This window comes from Enterobacter sp. SGAir0187, from assembly GCF_002952735.2.
Classification (GTDB): Bacteria; Pseudomonadota; Gammaproteobacteria; order Enterobacterales; family Enterobacteriaceae; genus Enterobacter; species Enterobacter quasiroggenkampii.
This window is the reverse complement of the sequence record NZ_CP025034.2, coordinates 1,805,176-1,823,379: the sequence shown is the minus strand read 5'-3', so window position 1 is coordinate 1,823,379 and position 18,204 is coordinate 1,805,176. Positions and strand designations below refer to the sequence as shown.

14 protein-coding genes are annotated in these 18,204 nt (G+C 56.7%); 6 read left to right on the top strand and 8 right to left on the bottom strand.

The features are described from left to right. Positions 1–8 precede the first annotated feature (8 nt). The 5 genes from carB (at position 9) to folA (ending at position 6,735) form a co-directional block, all read left to right on the top strand. Positions 9–3,233, top strand: coding sequence for a carbamoyl-phosphate synthase large subunit (carB, locus tag CWR52_RS08735; protein ID WP_008502028.1), 3,225 nt, complete (start codon positions 9–11; stop codon positions 3,231–3,233). A gap of 182 nt (positions 3,234–3,415) precedes the next feature. Further along, the gene (locus CWR52_RS08730) at positions 3,416–3,649 is read left to right on the top strand and encodes a YgdI/YgdR family lipoprotein (RefSeq protein WP_104949417.1); all 234 of its coding nucleotides are present in this window, start codon (positions 3,416–3,418) and stop codon (positions 3,647–3,649) included. 103 nt (positions 3,650–3,752) lie between these two features. Then, positions 3,753–4,283, top strand: a complete 531-nt coding sequence (gene kefF, locus CWR52_RS08725; protein WP_104949416.1) for a glutathione-regulated potassium-efflux system oxidoreductase KefF — start codon at positions 3,753–3,755, stop codon at positions 4,281–4,283. Next, complete coding sequence (gene kefC, locus CWR52_RS08720; protein WP_104949415.1) at positions 4,276–6,141, top strand: glutathione-regulated potassium-efflux system protein KefC; 1,866 nt, start codon at positions 4,276–4,278, stop codon at positions 6,139–6,141. The genes kefF and kefC overlap by 8 nt, the downstream gene beginning before the upstream one ends. Positions 6,142–6,255: 114 nt before the next feature. Then, complete coding sequence (gene folA / locus CWR52_RS08715; protein ID WP_008502023.1) at positions 6,256–6,735, top strand: type 3 dihydrofolate reductase; 480 nt, start codon at positions 6,256–6,258, stop codon at positions 6,733–6,735. A 36-nt stretch (positions 6,736–6,771) separates the two neighbouring features. Here folA and apaH read toward each other — a convergent pair whose 3' ends face one another. Genes apaH through lptD form a run of 6 tightly spaced genes read right to left on the bottom strand, consistent with a single transcriptional unit; the run spans position 6,772 to position 13,525 of the window. Further along, complete coding sequence (apaH, locus tag CWR52_RS08710) at positions 6,772–7,620, bottom strand: bis(5'-nucleosyl)-tetraphosphatase (symmetrical) ApaH (protein WP_045907773.1); 849 nt, start codon at positions 7,618–7,620, stop codon at positions 6,772–6,774. A gap of 4 nt (positions 7,621–7,624) precedes the next feature. Further along, on the bottom strand, positions 7,625–8,002 hold the full coding sequence (apaG, locus tag CWR52_RS08705) for a Co2+/Mg2+ efflux protein ApaG (protein WP_032644031.1): 378 nt from the start codon (positions 8,000–8,002) through the stop codon (positions 7,625–7,627). A 3-nt stretch (positions 8,003–8,005) separates the two neighbouring features. Beyond that, positions 8,006–8,827, bottom strand: a complete 822-nt coding sequence (gene rsmA / locus CWR52_RS08700) for a 16S rRNA (adenine(1518)-N(6)/adenine(1519)-N(6))-dimethyltransferase RsmA (protein WP_008502020.1) — start codon at positions 8,825–8,827, stop codon at positions 8,006–8,008. Next, entirely contained in the window at positions 8,824–9,810 is a 987-nt protein-coding gene (gene pdxA / locus CWR52_RS08695) for a 4-hydroxythreonine-4-phosphate dehydrogenase PdxA (protein ID WP_104949413.1), read from the bottom strand. Before pdxA ends, rsmA begins: the two co-directional genes overlap by 4 nt. Beyond that, positions 9,810–11,096 (bottom strand): peptidylprolyl isomerase SurA, encoded by a 1,287-nt coding sequence (gene surA, locus CWR52_RS08690; protein ID WP_045907775.1) that lies wholly within the window; start codon positions 11,094–11,096, stop codon positions 9,810–9,812. Before surA ends, pdxA begins: the two co-directional genes overlap by 1 nt. A 53-nt stretch (positions 11,097–11,149) precedes the next feature. Then, positions 11,150–13,525, bottom strand: a complete 2,376-nt coding sequence (gene lptD / locus CWR52_RS08685) for an LPS assembly protein LptD (RefSeq protein WP_104949412.1) — start codon at positions 13,523–13,525, stop codon at positions 11,150–11,152. A gap of 239 nt (positions 13,526–13,764) precedes the next feature. Between lptD and djlA the strand changes: the two genes are divergently transcribed. Further along, complete coding sequence (djlA, locus tag CWR52_RS08680; RefSeq protein WP_023310366.1) at positions 13,765–14,580, top strand: co-chaperone DjlA; 816 nt, start codon at positions 13,765–13,767, stop codon at positions 14,578–14,580. Between the two features lie 29 nt (positions 14,581–14,609). Here the strand turns inward: djlA and rluA are convergent, their stop codons facing one another. Together rluA and rapA are read right to left on the bottom strand one after the other, a co-directional pair. Further along, complete coding sequence (gene rluA / locus CWR52_RS08675; RefSeq protein WP_008502014.1) at positions 14,610–15,269, bottom strand: bifunctional tRNA pseudouridine(32) synthase/23S rRNA pseudouridine(746) synthase RluA; 660 nt, start codon at positions 15,267–15,269, stop codon at positions 14,610–14,612. Positions 15,270–15,281: 12 nt separating this feature from the next. Continuing rightward, positions 15,282–18,188 (bottom strand): RNA polymerase-associated protein RapA, encoded by a 2,907-nt coding sequence (rapA, locus tag CWR52_RS08670; RefSeq protein ID WP_104949411.1) that lies wholly within the window; start codon positions 18,186–18,188, stop codon positions 15,282–15,284. Positions 18,189–18,204 lie beyond the last annotated feature (16 nt).

Below are 18,204 nucleotides of genomic sequence, written 5' to 3'. Positions count from 1 at the left end.
AGAAGACAATGCCAAAACGTACAGACATAAAAAGCATCCTGATCCTTGGCGCTGGCCCGATCGTCATCGGCCAGGCCTGCGAATTCGACTACTCCGGCGCGCAGGCGTGTAAAGCCCTGCGTGAAGAGGGTTACCGCGTCATCCTGGTGAACTCTAACCCGGCGACCATCATGACCGACCCGGAAATGGCAGATGCAACCTACATCGAGCCGATTCACTGGGAAGTGGTGCGTAAAATCATCGAGAAAGAGCGTCCGGACGCGGTGCTGCCAACCATGGGCGGCCAGACAGCGCTGAACTGCGCGCTCGAGCTGGAGCGTCAGGGCGTGCTGGCCGAGTTCGGCGTGACCATGATTGGCGCGACCGCCGACGCGATTGATAAAGCCGAAGACCGTCGCCGCTTCGACGTGGCGATGAAGAAAATCGGCCTCGATACCGCGCGCTCCGGTATCGCACACAATATGGAAGAAGCGCTGGCCGTCGCGGCTGAAGTGGGCTATCCGTGCATCATCCGTCCATCCTTTACCATGGGCGGCACCGGCGGCGGTATCGCCTACAACCGCGAAGAGTTCGAAGAGATTTGCGAACGCGGTCTGGATCTCTCTCCAACCAAAGAGCTGCTGATTGATGAATCGCTGATTGGCTGGAAAGAGTACGAGATGGAAGTGGTGCGTGATAAAAACGACAACTGCATCATCGTCTGCTCTATCGAAAACTTCGATGCGATGGGTATCCACACCGGTGACTCCATCACCGTTGCGCCAGCTCAGACCCTGACCGACAAAGAGTATCAAATCATGCGTAACGCCTCGATGGCGGTACTGCGTGAAATCGGCGTGGAAACCGGTGGTTCAAACGTGCAGTTTTCCGTGAACCCGAAAACCGGCCGCCTGATTGTTATCGAAATGAACCCGCGCGTGTCCCGCTCCTCCGCGCTGGCCTCTAAAGCGACCGGCTTCCCGATTGCGAAAGTGGCGGCGAAACTGGCGGTGGGTTATACCCTCGACGAGCTGATGAACGACATCACCGGTGGCCGCACCCCTGCGTCCTTCGAGCCGTCCATCGACTACGTTGTGACCAAAATTCCACGTTTTAACTTCGAGAAATTTGCAGGCGCGAATGACCGTCTGACCACCCAGATGAAATCCGTCGGTGAAGTGATGGCGATTGGCCGCACGCAGCAGGAATCCCTGCAGAAAGCGCTGCGCGGTCTGGAAGTGGGCGCGACCGGCTTTGACCCGAAAGTGAGCCTGGACGACCCGGAAGCGCTGACCAAAATCCGCCGCGAGCTGAAAGACGCGGGCGCCGAGCGCATCTGGTACATCGCCGATGCCTTCCGTGCCGGCCTGTCTGTCGACGGCGTGTTCAACCTGACCAACATCGACCGCTGGTTCCTGGTACAAATTGAAGAGCTGGTGCGTCTGGAAGAGAAAGTGGCAGAGCTGGGCATCAACGGCCTGGACGCAGACTTCCTGCGCATGCTGAAGCGTAAAGGCTTCGCCGATGCGCGTCTGGCTAAGCTGGCGGGCGTGCGCGAAGCGGAAATCCGCAAGCTGCGCGACCAGTATGACCTGCACCCGGTCTACAAGCGCGTGGACACCTGTGCGGCTGAATTTTCGACCGACACCGCGTACATGTACTCCACCTATGAAGACGAGTGCGAAGCGAATCCGTCCGTCGACCGCGACAAGATTATGGTGCTGGGCGGTGGTCCAAACCGTATCGGCCAGGGCATCGAGTTCGACTACTGCTGCGTACACGCCTCGCTGGCGCTGCGCGAAGACGGTTACGAGACCATCATGGTCAACTGTAACCCGGAAACCGTCTCCACCGACTACGACACCTCTGACCGCCTCTACTTCGAGCCGGTGACGCTGGAAGACGTGCTGGAAATCGTGCGCATTGAGAAGCCAAAAGGCGTTATCGTGCAGTACGGTGGCCAGACTCCGCTGAAGCTGGCGCGCGCGCTGGAAGCAGCAGGCGTACCGGTTATCGGTACCAGCCCGGATGCGATTGACCGCGCGGAAGACCGTGAACGTTTCCAGCAGGCGGTTGACCGTCTGAAGCTGAAACAGCCAGCGAACGCCACGGTGACGGCCATCGAACAGGCCGTAGAGAAGGCGAAAGAGATTGGCTACCCGCTGGTCGTGCGTCCTTCCTACGTGCTGGGAGGCCGCGCAATGGAAATCGTTTATGACGAAGCCGACCTGCGCCGCTACTTCCAGACCGCGGTGAGCGTCTCCAACGATGCGCCAGTGCTGCTCGACCGCTTCCTCGATGACGCGGTAGAAGTGGACGTTGACGCCATCTGCGACGGCGAAATGGTGCTGATTGGCGGCATCATGGAGCACATCGAGCAGGCGGGGGTGCACTCCGGTGACTCAGCCTGTTCTCTGCCAGCCTACACGCTGAGTCAGGAGATTCAGGATGTGATGCGCCAGCAGGTGCAGAAGCTGGCCTTCGAGCTGCAGGTTCGCGGTCTGATGAACGTTCAGTTCGCGGTGAAAGATAACGAAGTCTACCTGATTGAAGTGAACCCGCGTGCGGCTCGTACCGTACCGTTCGTCTCCAAAGCCACCGGTATTCCGCTGGCGAAAGTGGCGGCGCGCGTGATGGCGGGCCAGACGCTGGCACAGCAGGGCGTGACCAAAGAGATCATTCCACCGTACTACTCGGTGAAAGAAGTGGTGCTGCCGTTCAACAAATTCCCGGGCGTTGACCCACTGTTAGGGCCAGAAATGCGCTCAACCGGGGAAGTGATGGGCGTAGGCCGTACCTTCGCAGAAGCGTTTGCGAAGGCGCAGCTGGGCAGCAGCTCAACCATGAGAAAATCGGGCCGTGCGCTGCTCTCCGTTCGCGAAGGCGACAAAGAGCGCGTGGTTGACCTGGCCGCCAAGCTGCTGAAGCAGGGCTTTGAGCTGGACGCGACCCACGGTACGGCGATTGTGCTGGGTGAGGCGGGTATCAATCCGCGTCTGGTGAACAAGGTGCATGAAGGTCGTCCGCACATTCAGGATCGTATCAAGAATGGCGAATACACCTACATCATCAACACCACCGCAGGCCGCCAGGCGATTGAAGACTCCAAGCTGATTCGCCGCAGCGCGCTGCAGTACAAAGTGCACTACGACACCACCCTGAACGGCGGTTTCGCAACGGCCATGGCGCTGAACGCGGATGCCACCGAGAAGGTGATTTCAGTACAGGAAATGCACGCGCAGATTAGCAAGTAATCTGCGTAGGCCCGGCAAGCGGTAGCGCCGCCGGGCAAATGGCGGGTGGCGCTTCGCTTACCCGCCCTACTTTTTTTCTTTATCCATCTTCAGAACCTTCTGGTTTTTCATCCGCTTTCAGTCAGTTAGCCTAAAATCATTAGGTCGATAACGAAATTCAACTGAGAGCAGGGGAAAACACCATGCAAAATAAATTACTGATCGCCACCCTTCTTGCCGCCACTGCAACGTTTACCGTCGCGGGCTGTTCCTCTAACCAGGCAGTGAAAACCACCGATGGCAAAACCATTGTCACCGACGGAAAACCACAGATCGATGATGATACCGGTCTGGTGTCGTATAAAAATGCGGAAACGGGTCAGACCGAGCAGATCAACCGCGATCAGGTTAAATCCATGGGCGAGCTGGATAACTAATTCAGAATTCTGACGTAAGCGCGTCAATAATATTCACTATTAGCCTGTTGAATTACTGACTACACTCTTTTGTTAAAAGAAAGCAGTAACAACAGGCTAATCAATGATTCTGATAATTTATGCCCATCCTTATCCGCAGCACTCGCATGCGAATAAGCGGATGCTTGAGCAGGTAAGGACGCTTGATAACGTAGAGATACGTTCCCTCTATCAACTCTATCCCGACTTTAATATCGATATCGCCGCCGAACAGGAGGCGCTCTCCCGTGCCGATCTGATTATCTGGCAGCATCCCATGCAGTGGTACAGCACGCCCCCGCTGCTGAAGCTGTGGATTGATAAAGTCTTCTCCCACGGCTGGGCGTATGGCCACAATGGTCATGCGCTAAAAGGGAAAAGCCTGATGTGGGCGGTCACCACGGGCGGAGGAGAAAGCCACTTTGATATTGGTTCCTTCCCGGGTTTTGAGGTCCTGGCACAGCCGCTGCAGGCGACCGCGCTGTATTGCGGCCTGAACTGGCTCCCGCCGTTTGCGATGCACTGCACCTTTGTCTGCGATGACGAAACGCTGCAGGCGCAGGCTCGCCATTATAAACAACGCTTACTTGAGTGGCAGGAGGCGCACCATGGATAGCCATACGCTGATACAGGCGCTGATATACCTCGGCGCGGCGGCGCTGATTGTGCCCGTGGCGGTACGCCTGGGGCTGGGCTCTGTTCTCGGCTACCTGATTGCGGGCTGCGTCATTGGACCGTGGGGCTTTCGACTGGTGACGGATGCAGAGGCGATCCTGCATTTCGCTGAAATTGGCGTTGTGCTGATGCTCTTTGTGATTGGTCTGGAACTCGATCCGCAGCGGCTGTGGAAGCTTCGCGCCTCGGTATTTGGCGGCGGTGCCCTGCAGATGGTGGCCTGCGGCCTGCTGCTGGGTGGGTTCTGCATCCTGCTGGGCATGGACTGGAAAGTGGCAGAGCTTATCGGCATGACGCTGGCGCTCTCCTCGACCGCCATTGCCATGCAGGCCATGAACGAGCGCAATCTGACGGTCTCGCAGATGGGACGCAGCGCGTTCTCGGTGATGCTGTTCCAGGACATTGCCGCTATCCCACTGGTGGCGATGATCCCGCTGCTGGCGGCCAGCGGTTCCTCCACGACGCTGGGGGCGTTCGCGCTGTCGGCATTAAAAGTCGTGGGGGCGCTGGCGCTGGTGGTGCTGCTTGGTCGCTACGTCACCCGCCCGCTACTGCGGTTTGTTGCCCGCTCGGGCCTTCGCGAAGTGTTCAGTGCCGTGGCGCTCTTCCTGGTGTTTGGCTTTGGTCTGCTGCTGGAGGAAGCTGGTCTGTCGATGGCGATGGGGGCCTTCCTGGCCGGCGTTCTGCTGGCGAGTTCCGAATACCGTCACGCGCTGGAAAGCGATATCGAGCCGTTCAAAGGCTTGCTGCTGGGGCTGTTTTTCATCGGCGTAGGAATGTCCGTCGACTTCGGCACGCTGGTGACGCACCCGCTGCGGATCGTCGTCCTGCTGGTCGGCTTTCTGATCATTAAAATGGCGATGCTGTGGCTGATTGCGCGTCCGCTGAAGGTGCCGAATAAGCAGCGCAGCTGGTTTGCGGTTCTGCTGGGGCAGGGGAGTGAATTTGCGTTCGTGGTCTTTGGCGCGGCGCAGATGGCAAACGTCCTCGATTCCGAGTGGGCGAAAGCGCTGACGCTGGCGGTCGCACTGTCGATGGCCGCGACGCCCGTTCTGCTGGTGGTGCTGACGCGTCTGGAAAAATCAGGTAGCGAGCAGGAGCGTGAAGCCGATGAAATTGACGAAGAGCAGCCGCGCGTCATCATCGCCGGATTTGGCCGCTACGGGCAGATCGTTGGTCGTCTGTTGCTGTCCAGCGGGGTGAAAATGGTTATCCTCGATCACGACCCCGACCATGTCGATACCCTGCGTAAATTTGATATGAAGGTGTTTTACGGCGATGCAACGCGCGTCGATCTATTGGAATCCGCCGGGGCGGCGAAAGCGGAGGTATTGATTAACGCGATTGACGATCCGGAGACCAGCCTGCAGATGGTGGAAATGGCGAAAGAGCATTTTCCGGATCTGACCATCATTTCCCGCGCGCGCGATGTAGATCACTATATCCGGCTACGGCAGGCAGGGGTAGAAGCACCGGAGCGTGAAACGTTTGAAGGGGCGCTGAAGTCTGGCCGCATGGCGCTGGAAAACCTGGGGCTCGGCGCGTATGAAGCCCGCGAACGGGCGGATCTGTTCCGTCGCTTTAATACCGAAATGGTGGAAGAGATGGCGGCGATGGCGGGCAGTACGGCCACGGAGCGTGCGGCAGTGTTTAAACGCACCAGCGCCATGCTGACGGAAATCATCAATGAGGATCGCAATCACCTGTCGCTGATCCAGCGTCATGGCTGGCAGGGCACGGAAGAGGGCAAGCATACCGGCGATCCGTCTGACGAACCGGAGAGTAAACCTTCCGCGTGAAGTGGAGTTGCCAGCAATATTAAAAAATTTCTGTATCTTTACTCTGCCGCCAGTCGACGAAAGATTAAGCTTTCCGTATAGTGGCGGCAATTTTTTGCATCCGGGAAATTTTCAATGATCAGTCTGATTGCAGCGCTGGCGGTGGACCGCGTTATCGGTATGGAAAATGCCATGCCGTGGAACCTGCCTGCCGATCTCGCATGGTTTAAACGTACTACGTTAAACAAGCCGGTAGTGATGGGCCGCCTGACCTGGGAGTCGATTGGTCGTCCATTGCCGGGTCGTAAAAATATCGTTATCAGTAGCCAGCCGGGTACTGACGATCGCGTCGAATGGGTAAAATCCGTCGACGAGGCGATTGCTGCATGCGGCAATGCGGAAGAGATCATGGTGATTGGCGGCGGGCGCGTGTACGAGCAGTTCCTGCCTAAAGCGCAGAAGCTGTATCTGACCCATATTGATGCAGAAGTGGAAGGGGATACCCATTTTCCTGACTACGATCCGGACGAGTGGGAATCGGTATTCAGCGAATTCCACGATGCGGATGCACAGAACTCCCACAGCTACTGCTTCGAGATCCTGGAACGTCGTTAAGTGATTTGCCCTCTCCCGCTCGGGAGAGGGCATGATTCAGGAGGCGACGGCCTCACTTTCCCCTAAGTCCAGCTGTCGGTTGGACGGCTGCACAAAGTAAGCTTTATCTTCCCAGCGCAAGCAGGTTAACTCTCCGCCCCAGCAGCATCCGGTATCCAGACCGTAAATCCCGTCCGGCGTCCCTTTTCCTTCCAGTGCCGCCCAGTGACCAAATACCACGCTGTACTCGCTGGTCACCGGTCCCGGAATGGCAAACCACGGTTTGAGCGGGGCCGGCGCGCTTTCCGGCGTCTCTTTGGAATACATGTCCAGCTGTCCGTTCGGGAAGCAGAAACGCATGCGGGTGAAGGCGTTAGTGATAAAGCGCAGACGGGCCAGACCGCTGAGATCCTCGCTCCAGTGGTTCGGCATGTCGCCGTACATGGCATCGAGGAAGAAAGGATACGAGTCGCTTGCCAGCACTGCCTCAACGTCACGCGCACAGGTTTTCGCCGTTTCAAGATCCCATTGTGGCGTGATCCCGGCATGCGCCATGACCAGCTTTTTCTCTTCGTCGACCTGAAGCAGGGGCTGACGGCGCAGCCAGTTAATCAGATCGTCCGCGTCCGGCGCATCCAGCAGCGGGGTGAGACGATCTTTAGGTTTGTTACGGCTGATCCCGGCGAACACCGCCAGCAGATGCAGATCGTGATTGCCCAGCACCATGCGCACGCTGTCGCCCAGTGATTTGACGAAACGTAATACCTCCAGCGAGCCGGGGCCACGTGCGACTAAATCGCCCGTCAGCCAGAGCGTGTCCTGTTCTGGCGTAAAGTCGACCTGTTTTAATAATGCGATCAGTTCATCGTAGCAACCGTGAACGTCGCCAATCAGATATGTAGACATTAGATTAATGAATAAGTGTGGTTACGGCGAGACGGAACACGGGAATGGCAACGCGGAAGCCATTGCCATCGACATCGACCATTTCATAATGGCCTTGCATGGTACCCATCGGCGTTTCAATCACCGCGCCGCTGGTGTACTGGTACTCTTCGCCAGGGGCGATGTGGGGCTGTTCACCGACCACACCTTCCCCCTGAACTTCGATTTCGCGGCCATTGCCGTTGGTGATAAGCCAGTAGCGTCCGCGCAGCTGCACGGGCGTCCGCCCCAGGTTGCGAATGGTCACGGTGTAAGCAAAGACAAAGCGTTCTTCGTCGGGCGAGGACTGTGATTCAACATAGACGCTTTGTACATGGACACATACGCGGGGCGAATCAATCATGGCTTAACTCTCCTTCGGCGGCGCATTTTCGCTGATGTAATTAGCCAGCTTGCAGTACTGCTCTACGGAAATGTTCTCCGCACGCATTGCCGGGTCGATCCCCAGTTCAGCTAATACCTCAACGGTGAACGAATTGCTGAGGCTGTTACGGATCGTTTTACGACGCTGGTTAAAGGCTTCAGTGGTAATGCGGCTCAGTACACGCAGATCTTTAACCGGATACGGTTTCGTTTTGTGCGGCACAAGGCGCACAACCGCTGAATCCACTTTCGGTGGCGGTGTGAACGCTGACGGCGGTACTTCGAGTACCGGGATCACGTTGCAGTAATATTGTGCCATCACGCTTAAACGACCATACGCTTTACTGTTCGGGCCTGCAACCAGACGGTTAACCACCTCTTTTTGCAACATGAAGTGCATATCGGCAATGGCATCAGTATAGCTAAAGAGGTGGAACATGAGCGGCGTGGAGATGTTATACGGCAGGTTGCCGAATACGCGCAGCGGCTGGCCCATTTTTTCCGACAGTTCGCCGAAGTTCATGGTCATGGCGTCCTGCTGATAGATAGTCAGCTTCGGCCCGAGGAACGGGTGCGTTTGCAGGCGTGCGGCCAGATCGCGGTCCAGTTCGATGACGGTCAGTTCGTCGAGGCGTTCGCCTACCGGTTCGGTCAGTGCAGCAAGGCCCGGGCCGATTTCGACCATCGCCTGGCCTTTTTGTGGATTAATAGCCGAGACAATGCTTTCGATCACGAACTGATCGTTAAGGAAGTTTTGCCCGAAACGTTTACGGGCTAAGTGGCCCTGATGGACTCGATTAGTCATTGAGTATTAACAATCATTTTGATGGCGAGATTAAGCGCCGTAATAAAACTGCCGACATCCGCTTTCCCCTGGCCTGCCAGATCCAGCGCAGTACCGTGGTCAACGGACGTTCGAATAAAGGGTAAACCGAGGGTGATATTCACCCCGCGGCCAAAGCCCTGGTATTTTAGCACGGGCAGGCCCTGATCGTGGTACATCGCGAGCACGGCGTCGGCATTATCCAGGTATTTCGGCTGGAAAAGAGTATCAGCAGGCAGCGGACCGCTGAGGTTCATTCCCTTCGCCCGCATTTCGTTGAGTACCGGAATGATGGTGTCGATCTCTTCGGTGCCCATGTGCCCGCCTTCGCCCGCGTGTGGATTCAGGCCACAAACCAGCACATGCGGCTGCGGGATCCCAAATTTTGTCTGCAGATCGTGATGTAAAATCCCGATGATCTCGCGCAGGAGATCGGGGGTGATCGCATCCGGAATCGCTTTGATCGGCAGATGGGTGGTCACCAGGGCAACGCGCATCGCTTCGGTCGCCAGCATCATCACCACTTTCGGACTGTGCGATCGCTCTTCGAAGAACTCCGTATGCCCGGTAAACGGTATACCCGCTTCGTTGATCACGCCTTTGTGGACGGGGCCGGTAATGAGGGCGGCAAATTCGCCCTTAAGGCAACCGTCGCAGGCGCGCGCAAGGGTTTCAACCACATAGTGGCCGTTTTCCGTGCTGAGCTGGCCTGGAACGACCGGCGTACGAAGGGGAACAGAAAGAAGGGTGAGGGTACCGGCTTGCTGCGGTGCAGGCTGTTGGCCTTCAACGTAAGGGATGAGCGTTAAAGGCAGACCGAGCAGCGTTGCCCGGTCCTGTAACAGTGTTGCATCCGCGCAGACAACCAGTTCTACTGGCCAGCTGCGCTGGGCGAGCTGGACAACGAGGTCAGGCCCAATCCCGGCGGGTTCGCCGGGCGTGATAACAACACGATGCTGTTTCATTAGTTGCTCAGCACTTTCACGTAAGCACTGGCGCGTTGTTCCTGCATCCAGGTGGCTGCTTCTTCTGAGAACTTACGGTTAAACAGCATACGGTAGGCTCTGTCTTTCTGCGCCGCATCCGTTTTATCAACGTTACGGGTGTCCATCAGCTCGATCAGATGCCAGCCAAACGAAGAGTGGACCGGTGCGCTAATCTGGCCTTTGTTCAGCTTCATCAGCGCGTCACGGAAGGCAGGATCGTAGATATCCGCTGCCGCCCAGCCCAGATCGCCGCCCTGGTTAGCAGAGCCAGGATCCTGAGAGAACTCTTTTGCTGCTTTCGCAAACGAGGTTTTACCGCTCTTAATGTCTGCTGCAATCTGTTCCAGCTTCGCACGCGCCTGATCGTCAGTCATGATCGGTGACGGCTTCAGCAGAATATGGCGAGCGTGAACTTCGGTAACGGAGATATTTTGGCTCTGGCCGCGCAGATCGTTCACTTTCAGAATGTGGAAGCCCACGCCCGAACGAATTGGACCGACGATATCCCCTTTCTTCGCCGTGCTCAGGGCCTGGGCAAAGATGGATGGCAGCTCCTGAATACGTCCCCAGCCCATCTGGCCGCCTTTCAGCGCCTGCTGGTCTGCGGAGTAGGTGATGGCCAGCTTGCCAAAGTCGCCGCCGTTACGCGCCTGTTCGACAATTGAACGCGCCTGACTTTCTGCTTCTGCAGCCTGATCGGACGTTGGGTTCTCTGGCAGTGGGATCAGAATGTGGCTCAGATTCAGCTCCGTGCTCGCATCGTTCTGGTTACCCACCTGTTTTGCCAGCGCGTCCACTTCCTGAGGCAGGATAGTGACGCGGCGACGCACTTCGTTGTTACGCACTTCCGAAATCAGCATCTCTTTACGGATCTGATTACGGTAGGTGGCGTAGCTGATGCCGTCATAGGCCAGACGGCTGCGCATCTGGTCTAAAGACATGTTGTTCTGCTTCGCGATGTTAGCGATCGCCTGATCGAGCTGCTCGTCAGTGACCTTCACACCCATTTTCTGCCCCATCTGCAGAACGATCTGATCCATGATCAGACGCTCCAGGATCTGATGGCGCAGCGTGGCGTCATCCGGAAGCTGCTGACCCGCTTCGCCCGAATTGAGCTTCACCGATTTCATCAGGCCGTCAACGTCACTTTCAAGCACGACGCCGTTGTTAACCACCGCGGCGACTTTATCAACAACCTGGGGGGCCGCGAAGCTGGTATTCGCAACCATAGCGACACCGAGCAGCAGCGTTTTCCAGTTCTTCATACTTTTTCCATTTCAATTAACCGCAAAGCGGATTACGTTGCAAATCAAGCACATTACAAGGAACTGCGGTAAGGCAGAATATTCGAGCGCAGCATTTTCTGCGTACCCAGACCGTAGTTGGAACTCAGGCCGCGTAACTCGAAGTTAAAGCCAATCACGTTATCGTATTTGCTTTGATTGTTTTCCCAGCCGTTAAGCTTACGTTCGTAACCGACACGCAGCGCGTAGCAGCAGGAGTTATATTGCAGCCCCACCATCTGGTCAGCAGCTTTATTCGCGTTAGTGTCAAAGTAGTAAGCGCCTACGATTGACCAACGGTCGGCGATGGGCCAACTCGCTGCCGCACCGACCTGAGAAATACCATCCGAATATTGTGGCGATTTCCAGTAGTTGATGCTGTTCTGATCATTGCTTTTCGGTAGCGTTGCCTGAATATATTCTGGGCTAGCGTAACGATAGCTTACCTGAATCATGCGATCTTCATCGCGACGATACTCTATGGCTGCACTACTGTTAGCAACGTTGTCGAGACGCGTGTCATACTGCACACCGCCACGCAGGCCCCAACGGTCAGTCATACGCCAGTAGGTATCTCCCGCCCACACTATCGATCCCGTTTTGTTGTCTTTCTCCCACTGAATATTGTCATCGCCCGTGCGAGACTCTGTGAAGTAGTAGATTTGACCCACAGAAACGTTAAAACGTTCAACAGCGGCATCATCATAAACACGTGTTGTGACGCCGGTCGTTAACTGGTTCGCTGAGGCGATGCGGTCCAGACCGCCGTAAGTACGGTCGCGGAACAGGCCACTGTAGTCAGACTGCAGTAAAGAGGAGTCGTAGTTTTGAATGTTGCTCTGATCGCGGTATGGCACGTACAAATACTGCATACGCGGTTCAAGCGTCTGGGTATACCCATCCGCCAGCAGGGCCATATCACGCTCGAAGATCAGCTTGCCGTCCATTTTAAACTGAGGGAGCGTTCGGTTAACCGACTCTTCCAGATGCGCACTGTTCGTTGCGTTGTAATTATCAAGATTTTTTTGCTGATAGTGCGTCGCCATCAGCTTGGCTTCGGTATTCAGGCTTGCCCAGTCGTTAGACCACGGCAGATTGATCGTCGGCTCAAGGTGAACACGCGTGGCTTCAGGCATGTCCGAATCCGTGTTCACGAAATGCACCGCCTGAGCGTAAACCCGGGTGTCGAAGGGACCTACATCATTCTGGTACCAGTTGACGTCCAGCTGTGGCTCAGCGCCATAGGTAGGCGTGGACTGGTCAGAAAACACCTGGAATTTCTTGGTCGAGACGGTTGCATCAAAGTTCTGCACCGCATAGCCTACGCTGAATTTCTGCGTGGCATAGCCATCGGTACTCGAGCCGTATTTGGACGAGAAGTCATTAAAATAAGCCGAATCGCTGACTTTGGTGTAGTCAACATTAAAGCGCCACACCTGATCCATCACCCCGGAATGCTGCCAGTAGTACAGCCAACGGTGACGGTTATCACCCGAGACGTTTCTGGCGTCGTCCTTGTAAACGTTATCCGACGGCAGATAATCCAGCTCCATCAGACCCGCACCGGCGTGGGTCAGATAGCGGAATTCGTTCTCCCACATGACGTTGCCGCGCTTGTGGATATAGTGCGGCGTGATCGTCGCATCCATGTTGGGCGCGATGTTCCAGTAATACGGCAGGTAGAACTCAAAGTAGTTCGTAGTGCTGTATTTGGCATTCGGGATCAGGAAACCGGAGCGACGTTTGTCACCCACGGGAAGCTGCAGATAAGGGCTGTAGAATATGGGGACCGGACCCACCTTGAAGCGGGCGTTCCAGATCTCTGCGACCTGCTCTTCGCGGTCATGGATCACTTCGCTCCCGACCACGCTCCAGGTATTTGAACCCGGCAGACACGACGTGAACGTGCCATTTTCCAGGATGGTATAGCGGTTTTCTCCGCGCTGTTTCATCAGGTCTGCGTCACCGCGCCCCTGGCGACCCACCATCTGGTAATCACCTTTCCAGACGTTAGTGTCTTTGGTATTCAGGTTTGACCAGGCTTTCGGACCTTTCAGGATGACCTGATTGTCGTCATAGTGCACATTACCCAGCGCATCCACCGTTCGTACCGGCTCGGCCGCACCTTCCGGCTGCTTCTGGTGCAACTGCACTTCATCTGCCTGCAGGCGGCTATTGCCCTGGTTAATATCCACATTACCTGTAAATGTGGCATTGTCAGGGTAAGTCCCTTTCGAACTGTCGGCAGTAATGGTTACCGGCAAGCTATTGGTATCGCCACTCACCAGTGGGCGATTATAACTTGGGACGCCAAGCATACACTGCGAGGCGAGATCGGCCGCCAGTCCCTGTTGACTGTACAGGGCGGAGCCAATCATTGTGGCCAGGAGGGTGGGGATACGTTTTTTCATACGTTGTATTTTATTGTTCCGTCATCAGTGGCTACGGCTTACAAACGCTCAGAGACTATCTTACTCATCTGCGCAGTACCAGCGTTAATCCTGCCCGTTTGCGTGCCAGAGTGTTAGGCTCGCTATCGAATGACGAGTATGATAAAGCAAATTATAGGCGATGTCCTTCAATTGACCGTGACTTGAACACAGTGATGATGACGTTGCGTCGGCCAGGAATATGACTATCCGGGGAGTATATGCAGTATTGGGGTAAAATAATCGGCGTTGCGTTCGCCATCATCATGGGTGCCGGGTTCTGGGGAATAGTGCTGGGGCTTATTATTGGCCATATGTTTGATAAGGCGCGCAGCCGTAAAATGGCCTGGTTTGCCAACCAGCGCGAGCGCCAGTCACTCTTTTTCTCCACCACTTTTGAGGTGATGGGGCACTTAACCAAATCCAAAGGGCGTGTCACAGAAGCCGATATTCAGATTGCCAGCGTCTTTATGGATCGCATGAACCTGCACGGTGATTCCCGTCTGGCAGCACAAAATGCGTTTCGCATCGGTAAATCGGATAATTATCCGCTTCGCGAAAAAATGCGTCAGTTCCGCAGCATCTGCTTCGGACGTTTTGATTTAATTCGGATGTTTCTGGAAATTCAGATTCAGGCGGCCTTCGCCGACGGGTCACTTCACCCTAATGAACGTGACGTGCTGTACGTCATTGCGGAAGAGCTGGGCATCTCCCGCATGCAGTTCGATCAGTTCCTGCGCATGATGCAGGGCGGGGCGCAGTTTGGCGGCGGCTATCACCAGCAGTCGTCCGGCGGCGCCTGGCAGCAGGCGCAGCGTGGTCCGACGCTGGAAGATGCCTGCAACGTGCTTGGCGTAAAGCCCTCTGACGATCAGACCACAATTAAACGTGCCTATCGTAAACTCATGAGCGAGCATCATCCGGACAAGCTGGTCGCGAAAGGCCTGCCGCCGGAAATGATGGAGATGGCGAAGCAAAAGGCGCAGGAAATCCAGAAGGCGTACGAGCTCATTAAAGAGAAGAAAGGTTTTAAATAAGAAAAAGCCCGACGGTGTCGGGCTTTTTTTTAGAAGTCCACCGGGGCTTTAAACGTCATCGCGTTACCGAAGGCCGGATGGGTGATGGTGAGCGTCTGCGCGTGCAGCTGCAGACGTGGCGCTAAGGCCAGCGCTTCGGGCGGCGCGTAGAAGCGGTCGCCCAGAATCGGATGACCCAGGGCGAGCATATGCACGCGCAGCTGGTGTGAACGTCCGGTAATCGGCTTAAGCAGGACGCGCGCGGTATTATCCGGCGCATACTCCAGCACTTCATACTCGGTCTGCGCGGCCTTGCCGGTTTCGTAGCACACCTTCTGCTTTGGCCGGTTCGGCCAGTCGCAGATCAGCGGTAAATCCACCAGCCCTTCCGCCTGCGCGGGGTGACCCCAGACGCGGGCGACATACTGCTTTTTCGGCTCGCGCTCGCGGAACTGGCGCTTCAGCTCACGTTCCGCCGCCTTATTTAGCGCCACCACAATCACACCGCTGGTGGCCATGTCCAGGCGATGGACAGACTCCGCCTGCGGATAATCGCGCTGAATGCGCGTCATCACGCTGTCTTTGTGCTCATCCAGACGCCCCGGCACGGACAATAGCCCGCTGGGCTTGTTAACCACCATAATGTGTTCATCCTGATACAGAATGACCAGCCAGGGATCCTGCGGCGGATTGTACGGCTCCATCACCATCTTGCGCTCCGGTTACTGATGCGTCACAACAATAAGACGCAGGGCATCCAGACGCCAGCTCGCCTGGTTGAGGCTTTCCAGCACCTGCTGACGGTTGCTTTCGATCGCCGCCAGCTCGTCGTCACGGATGTTAGGGTTGACGGCCTTCAACGCTTCCAGACGCGACAGCTCCGCAGACAGTTTCTCGTCGGCTTCCGCGCGCGCGGCATCAATCAGCGCTCTGGCCGCTTTCTCAATCTGGGTTTCGCCCTGCTGCAGAATCGCGTGCACGTCCTGCTGGACCGCGTTAACCAGCTTGCTGCCTGTATGGCGGTTCACTGCGCTCAGCTGTCGGTTGAAGCTTTCGAACTCGACCTGTCCGGCCAGGTTCGTGCCGTTTTTATCCAGCAGCAGACGGACCGGCGTCGGCGGCAGGAAACGGGTGAGCTGCAGCTGCTTCGGCGCCTGTGCTTCCACAACGTAAATCAGCTCCAGCAGCAGCGTCCCCACCGGCAGCGCCTTGTTCTTTAACAGGGAGATGGTGCTGCTGCCGGTATCACCGGAGAGGATCAGGTCCAGCCCGTTGCGGATCAGCGGGTGTTCCCAGGTGATGAACTGGGCATCTTCACGGGACAGCGCCACGTCACGCTCGAAGGTGATCGTACAGCCATCTTCCGGCAGGCCAGGGAAATCCGGTACCAGCATGTGATCGGACGGGGTCAGGACTATCAGGTTCTCACCACGATCGTCCTGGTTGATACCGACGATATCGAACAGGTTCATCGAGAAGCTAATCAGGCTGGTGTCGTCATCCTGCTCTTCGATGCTCTCTGCCAGCGCCTGTGCTTTCTCGCCACCGTTGGAATGGATCTCCAGCAGGCGATCGCGGCCCTGCTCCAGCTGCGCTTTCAGCGCGTCGTGCTTCTCGCGGCAGGACTTAATCAGATCGTCAAAGCCGTCGGTATTTTCCGGTGCGGCCAGGTAACCGATCAGATCGCCATGCACCTGATCGTAAATGGTGCGGCCCGTCGGGCAGGTATGTTCAAACGCATCCAGACCTTCGTGGAACCAGCGCACGAGCACGGACTGGGCCGTTTTTTCCAGATACGGCACGTGGATCTGAATATCATGGGCCTGACCGATACGGTCCAGACGGCCGATACGCTGCTCCAGCAGATCGGGGTTAAACGGCAGATCGAACATCACCAGGTTGCTGGCAAACTGGAAATTACGGCCTTCGGAGCCGATTTCCGAGCACAGCAGAACCTGCGCGCCGCTGTCCTCTTCGCCAAACCACGCCGCGGCACGGTCGCGTTCAACGATGGACATGCCTTCGTGGAACACGGCGGCGCGAATACCTTCGCGCTCGCGCAGGACCTGCTCCAGCTGCAGCGCGGTAGCCGCCTTGGCGCAGATCACCAACACTTTCTGGGAGCGGTGTGCAGTCAGGTAGCCCATCAGCCACTCCACGCGCGGATCGAAGTTCCACCAGGTGCCGGTATCGCCTTCGAACTCCTGGTAGATCTGTTCCGGGTAAAGCATGTCGCGGGCGCGCTCTTCCTGCGTTTTGCGCGCGCCCATAATGCCGGAGACTTTAATCGCCGTCTGATACTGCGTCGGCAGCGGCAGTTTAATGGTGTGCAGCTCGCGTTTCGGGAACCCTTTCACGCCGTTACGGGTGTTGCGGAACAGCACGCGGCTGGTGCCGTGGCGATCCATCAGCATGTCGATCAGCTCTTTGCGCGCGGATTCCGCGTTGTCGCTCTCGCTGTTCGCAGCCTGCAAAAGCGGCTCGATATCCTGCTCGCCGATCAGTTCGCTCAGGGTGTTGAGTTCGTCATTAGAAAGACGCTTGCCCGCCAGCAGCAGGGCGACGGCATCCGCCACCGGACGGTAGTTATTCTGTTCTTCCACAAACTGCTCAAAATCGTGGAAACGGTTGGGATCGAGCAGGCGCAGACGGGCGAAGTGGCTTTCGAGACCCAGCTGTTCTGGCGTTGCGGTCAGCAGCAGGACGCCAGGCACGCGTTCGGCAAGCTGTTCGATAGCCATATATTCGCGGCTCGGCGCATCTTCGCTCCAGACCAGGTGGTGCGCTTCGTCGACCACCATCAGGTCCCACTCGGCATCGCACAGATGCTCAAGACGCTGCTTGCTGCGGCGCACGAAGTCCAGGGAGCAAATCACCAGCTGTTCGGTTTCAAACGGGTTGTCCGCATCATGCTGCGCTTCGGCGTAGCGTTCGTCGTCGAACAGAGAGAAACGCAGGTTGAAGCGGCGCAGCATCTCAACCAGCCACTGATGCTGCAGGGTTTCTGGCACCACGATCAACACGCGCTCGGCGGCGCCGGAAAGCAGTTGCTGATGCAGGATCATACCCGCTTCAATGGTTTTACCCAGGCCCACTTCATCTGCCAGCAGCACACGTGGCGCGTGGCGACGGCCCACGTCATGGGCAATGTTGAGCTGGTGGGGGATCAGGCTGGTGCGCTGGCCGCGCAGGCCGCTCCACGGCATGCGGTACTGTTCACTCTGGAACTTACGCGCGCGATAGCGCAGCGAGAAGCGATCCATGCGGTCGATTTGCCCGGCAAACAGGCGGTCCTGCGGCTTGCTGAACACCAGCTTGCTGTCGAGCAGCACTTCGCGCAGGATGACATTGGCCTCGTCGGTGTCCAGGCGAGTGCCGATGTAGGCGAGCAGTCCATTCTCTTCTTTTACGTCTTCAATCTTGAGCTGCCAGCCGTCGTGGCTGGTCACGGTGTCACCCGGATTAAACATCACGCGGGTTACAGGGGAGTCATTGCGGGCGTACAGGCGGTTTTCACCAGTGGCAGGGAAGAGGAGGGTAACCATGCGCGCATCAACGGCAACGACGGTTCCTAATCCAAGTTCGCTTTCTGTATCGCTGATCCAGCGTTGACCAAGTGTAAAAGGCATAGTTGTTCGGCTCTAA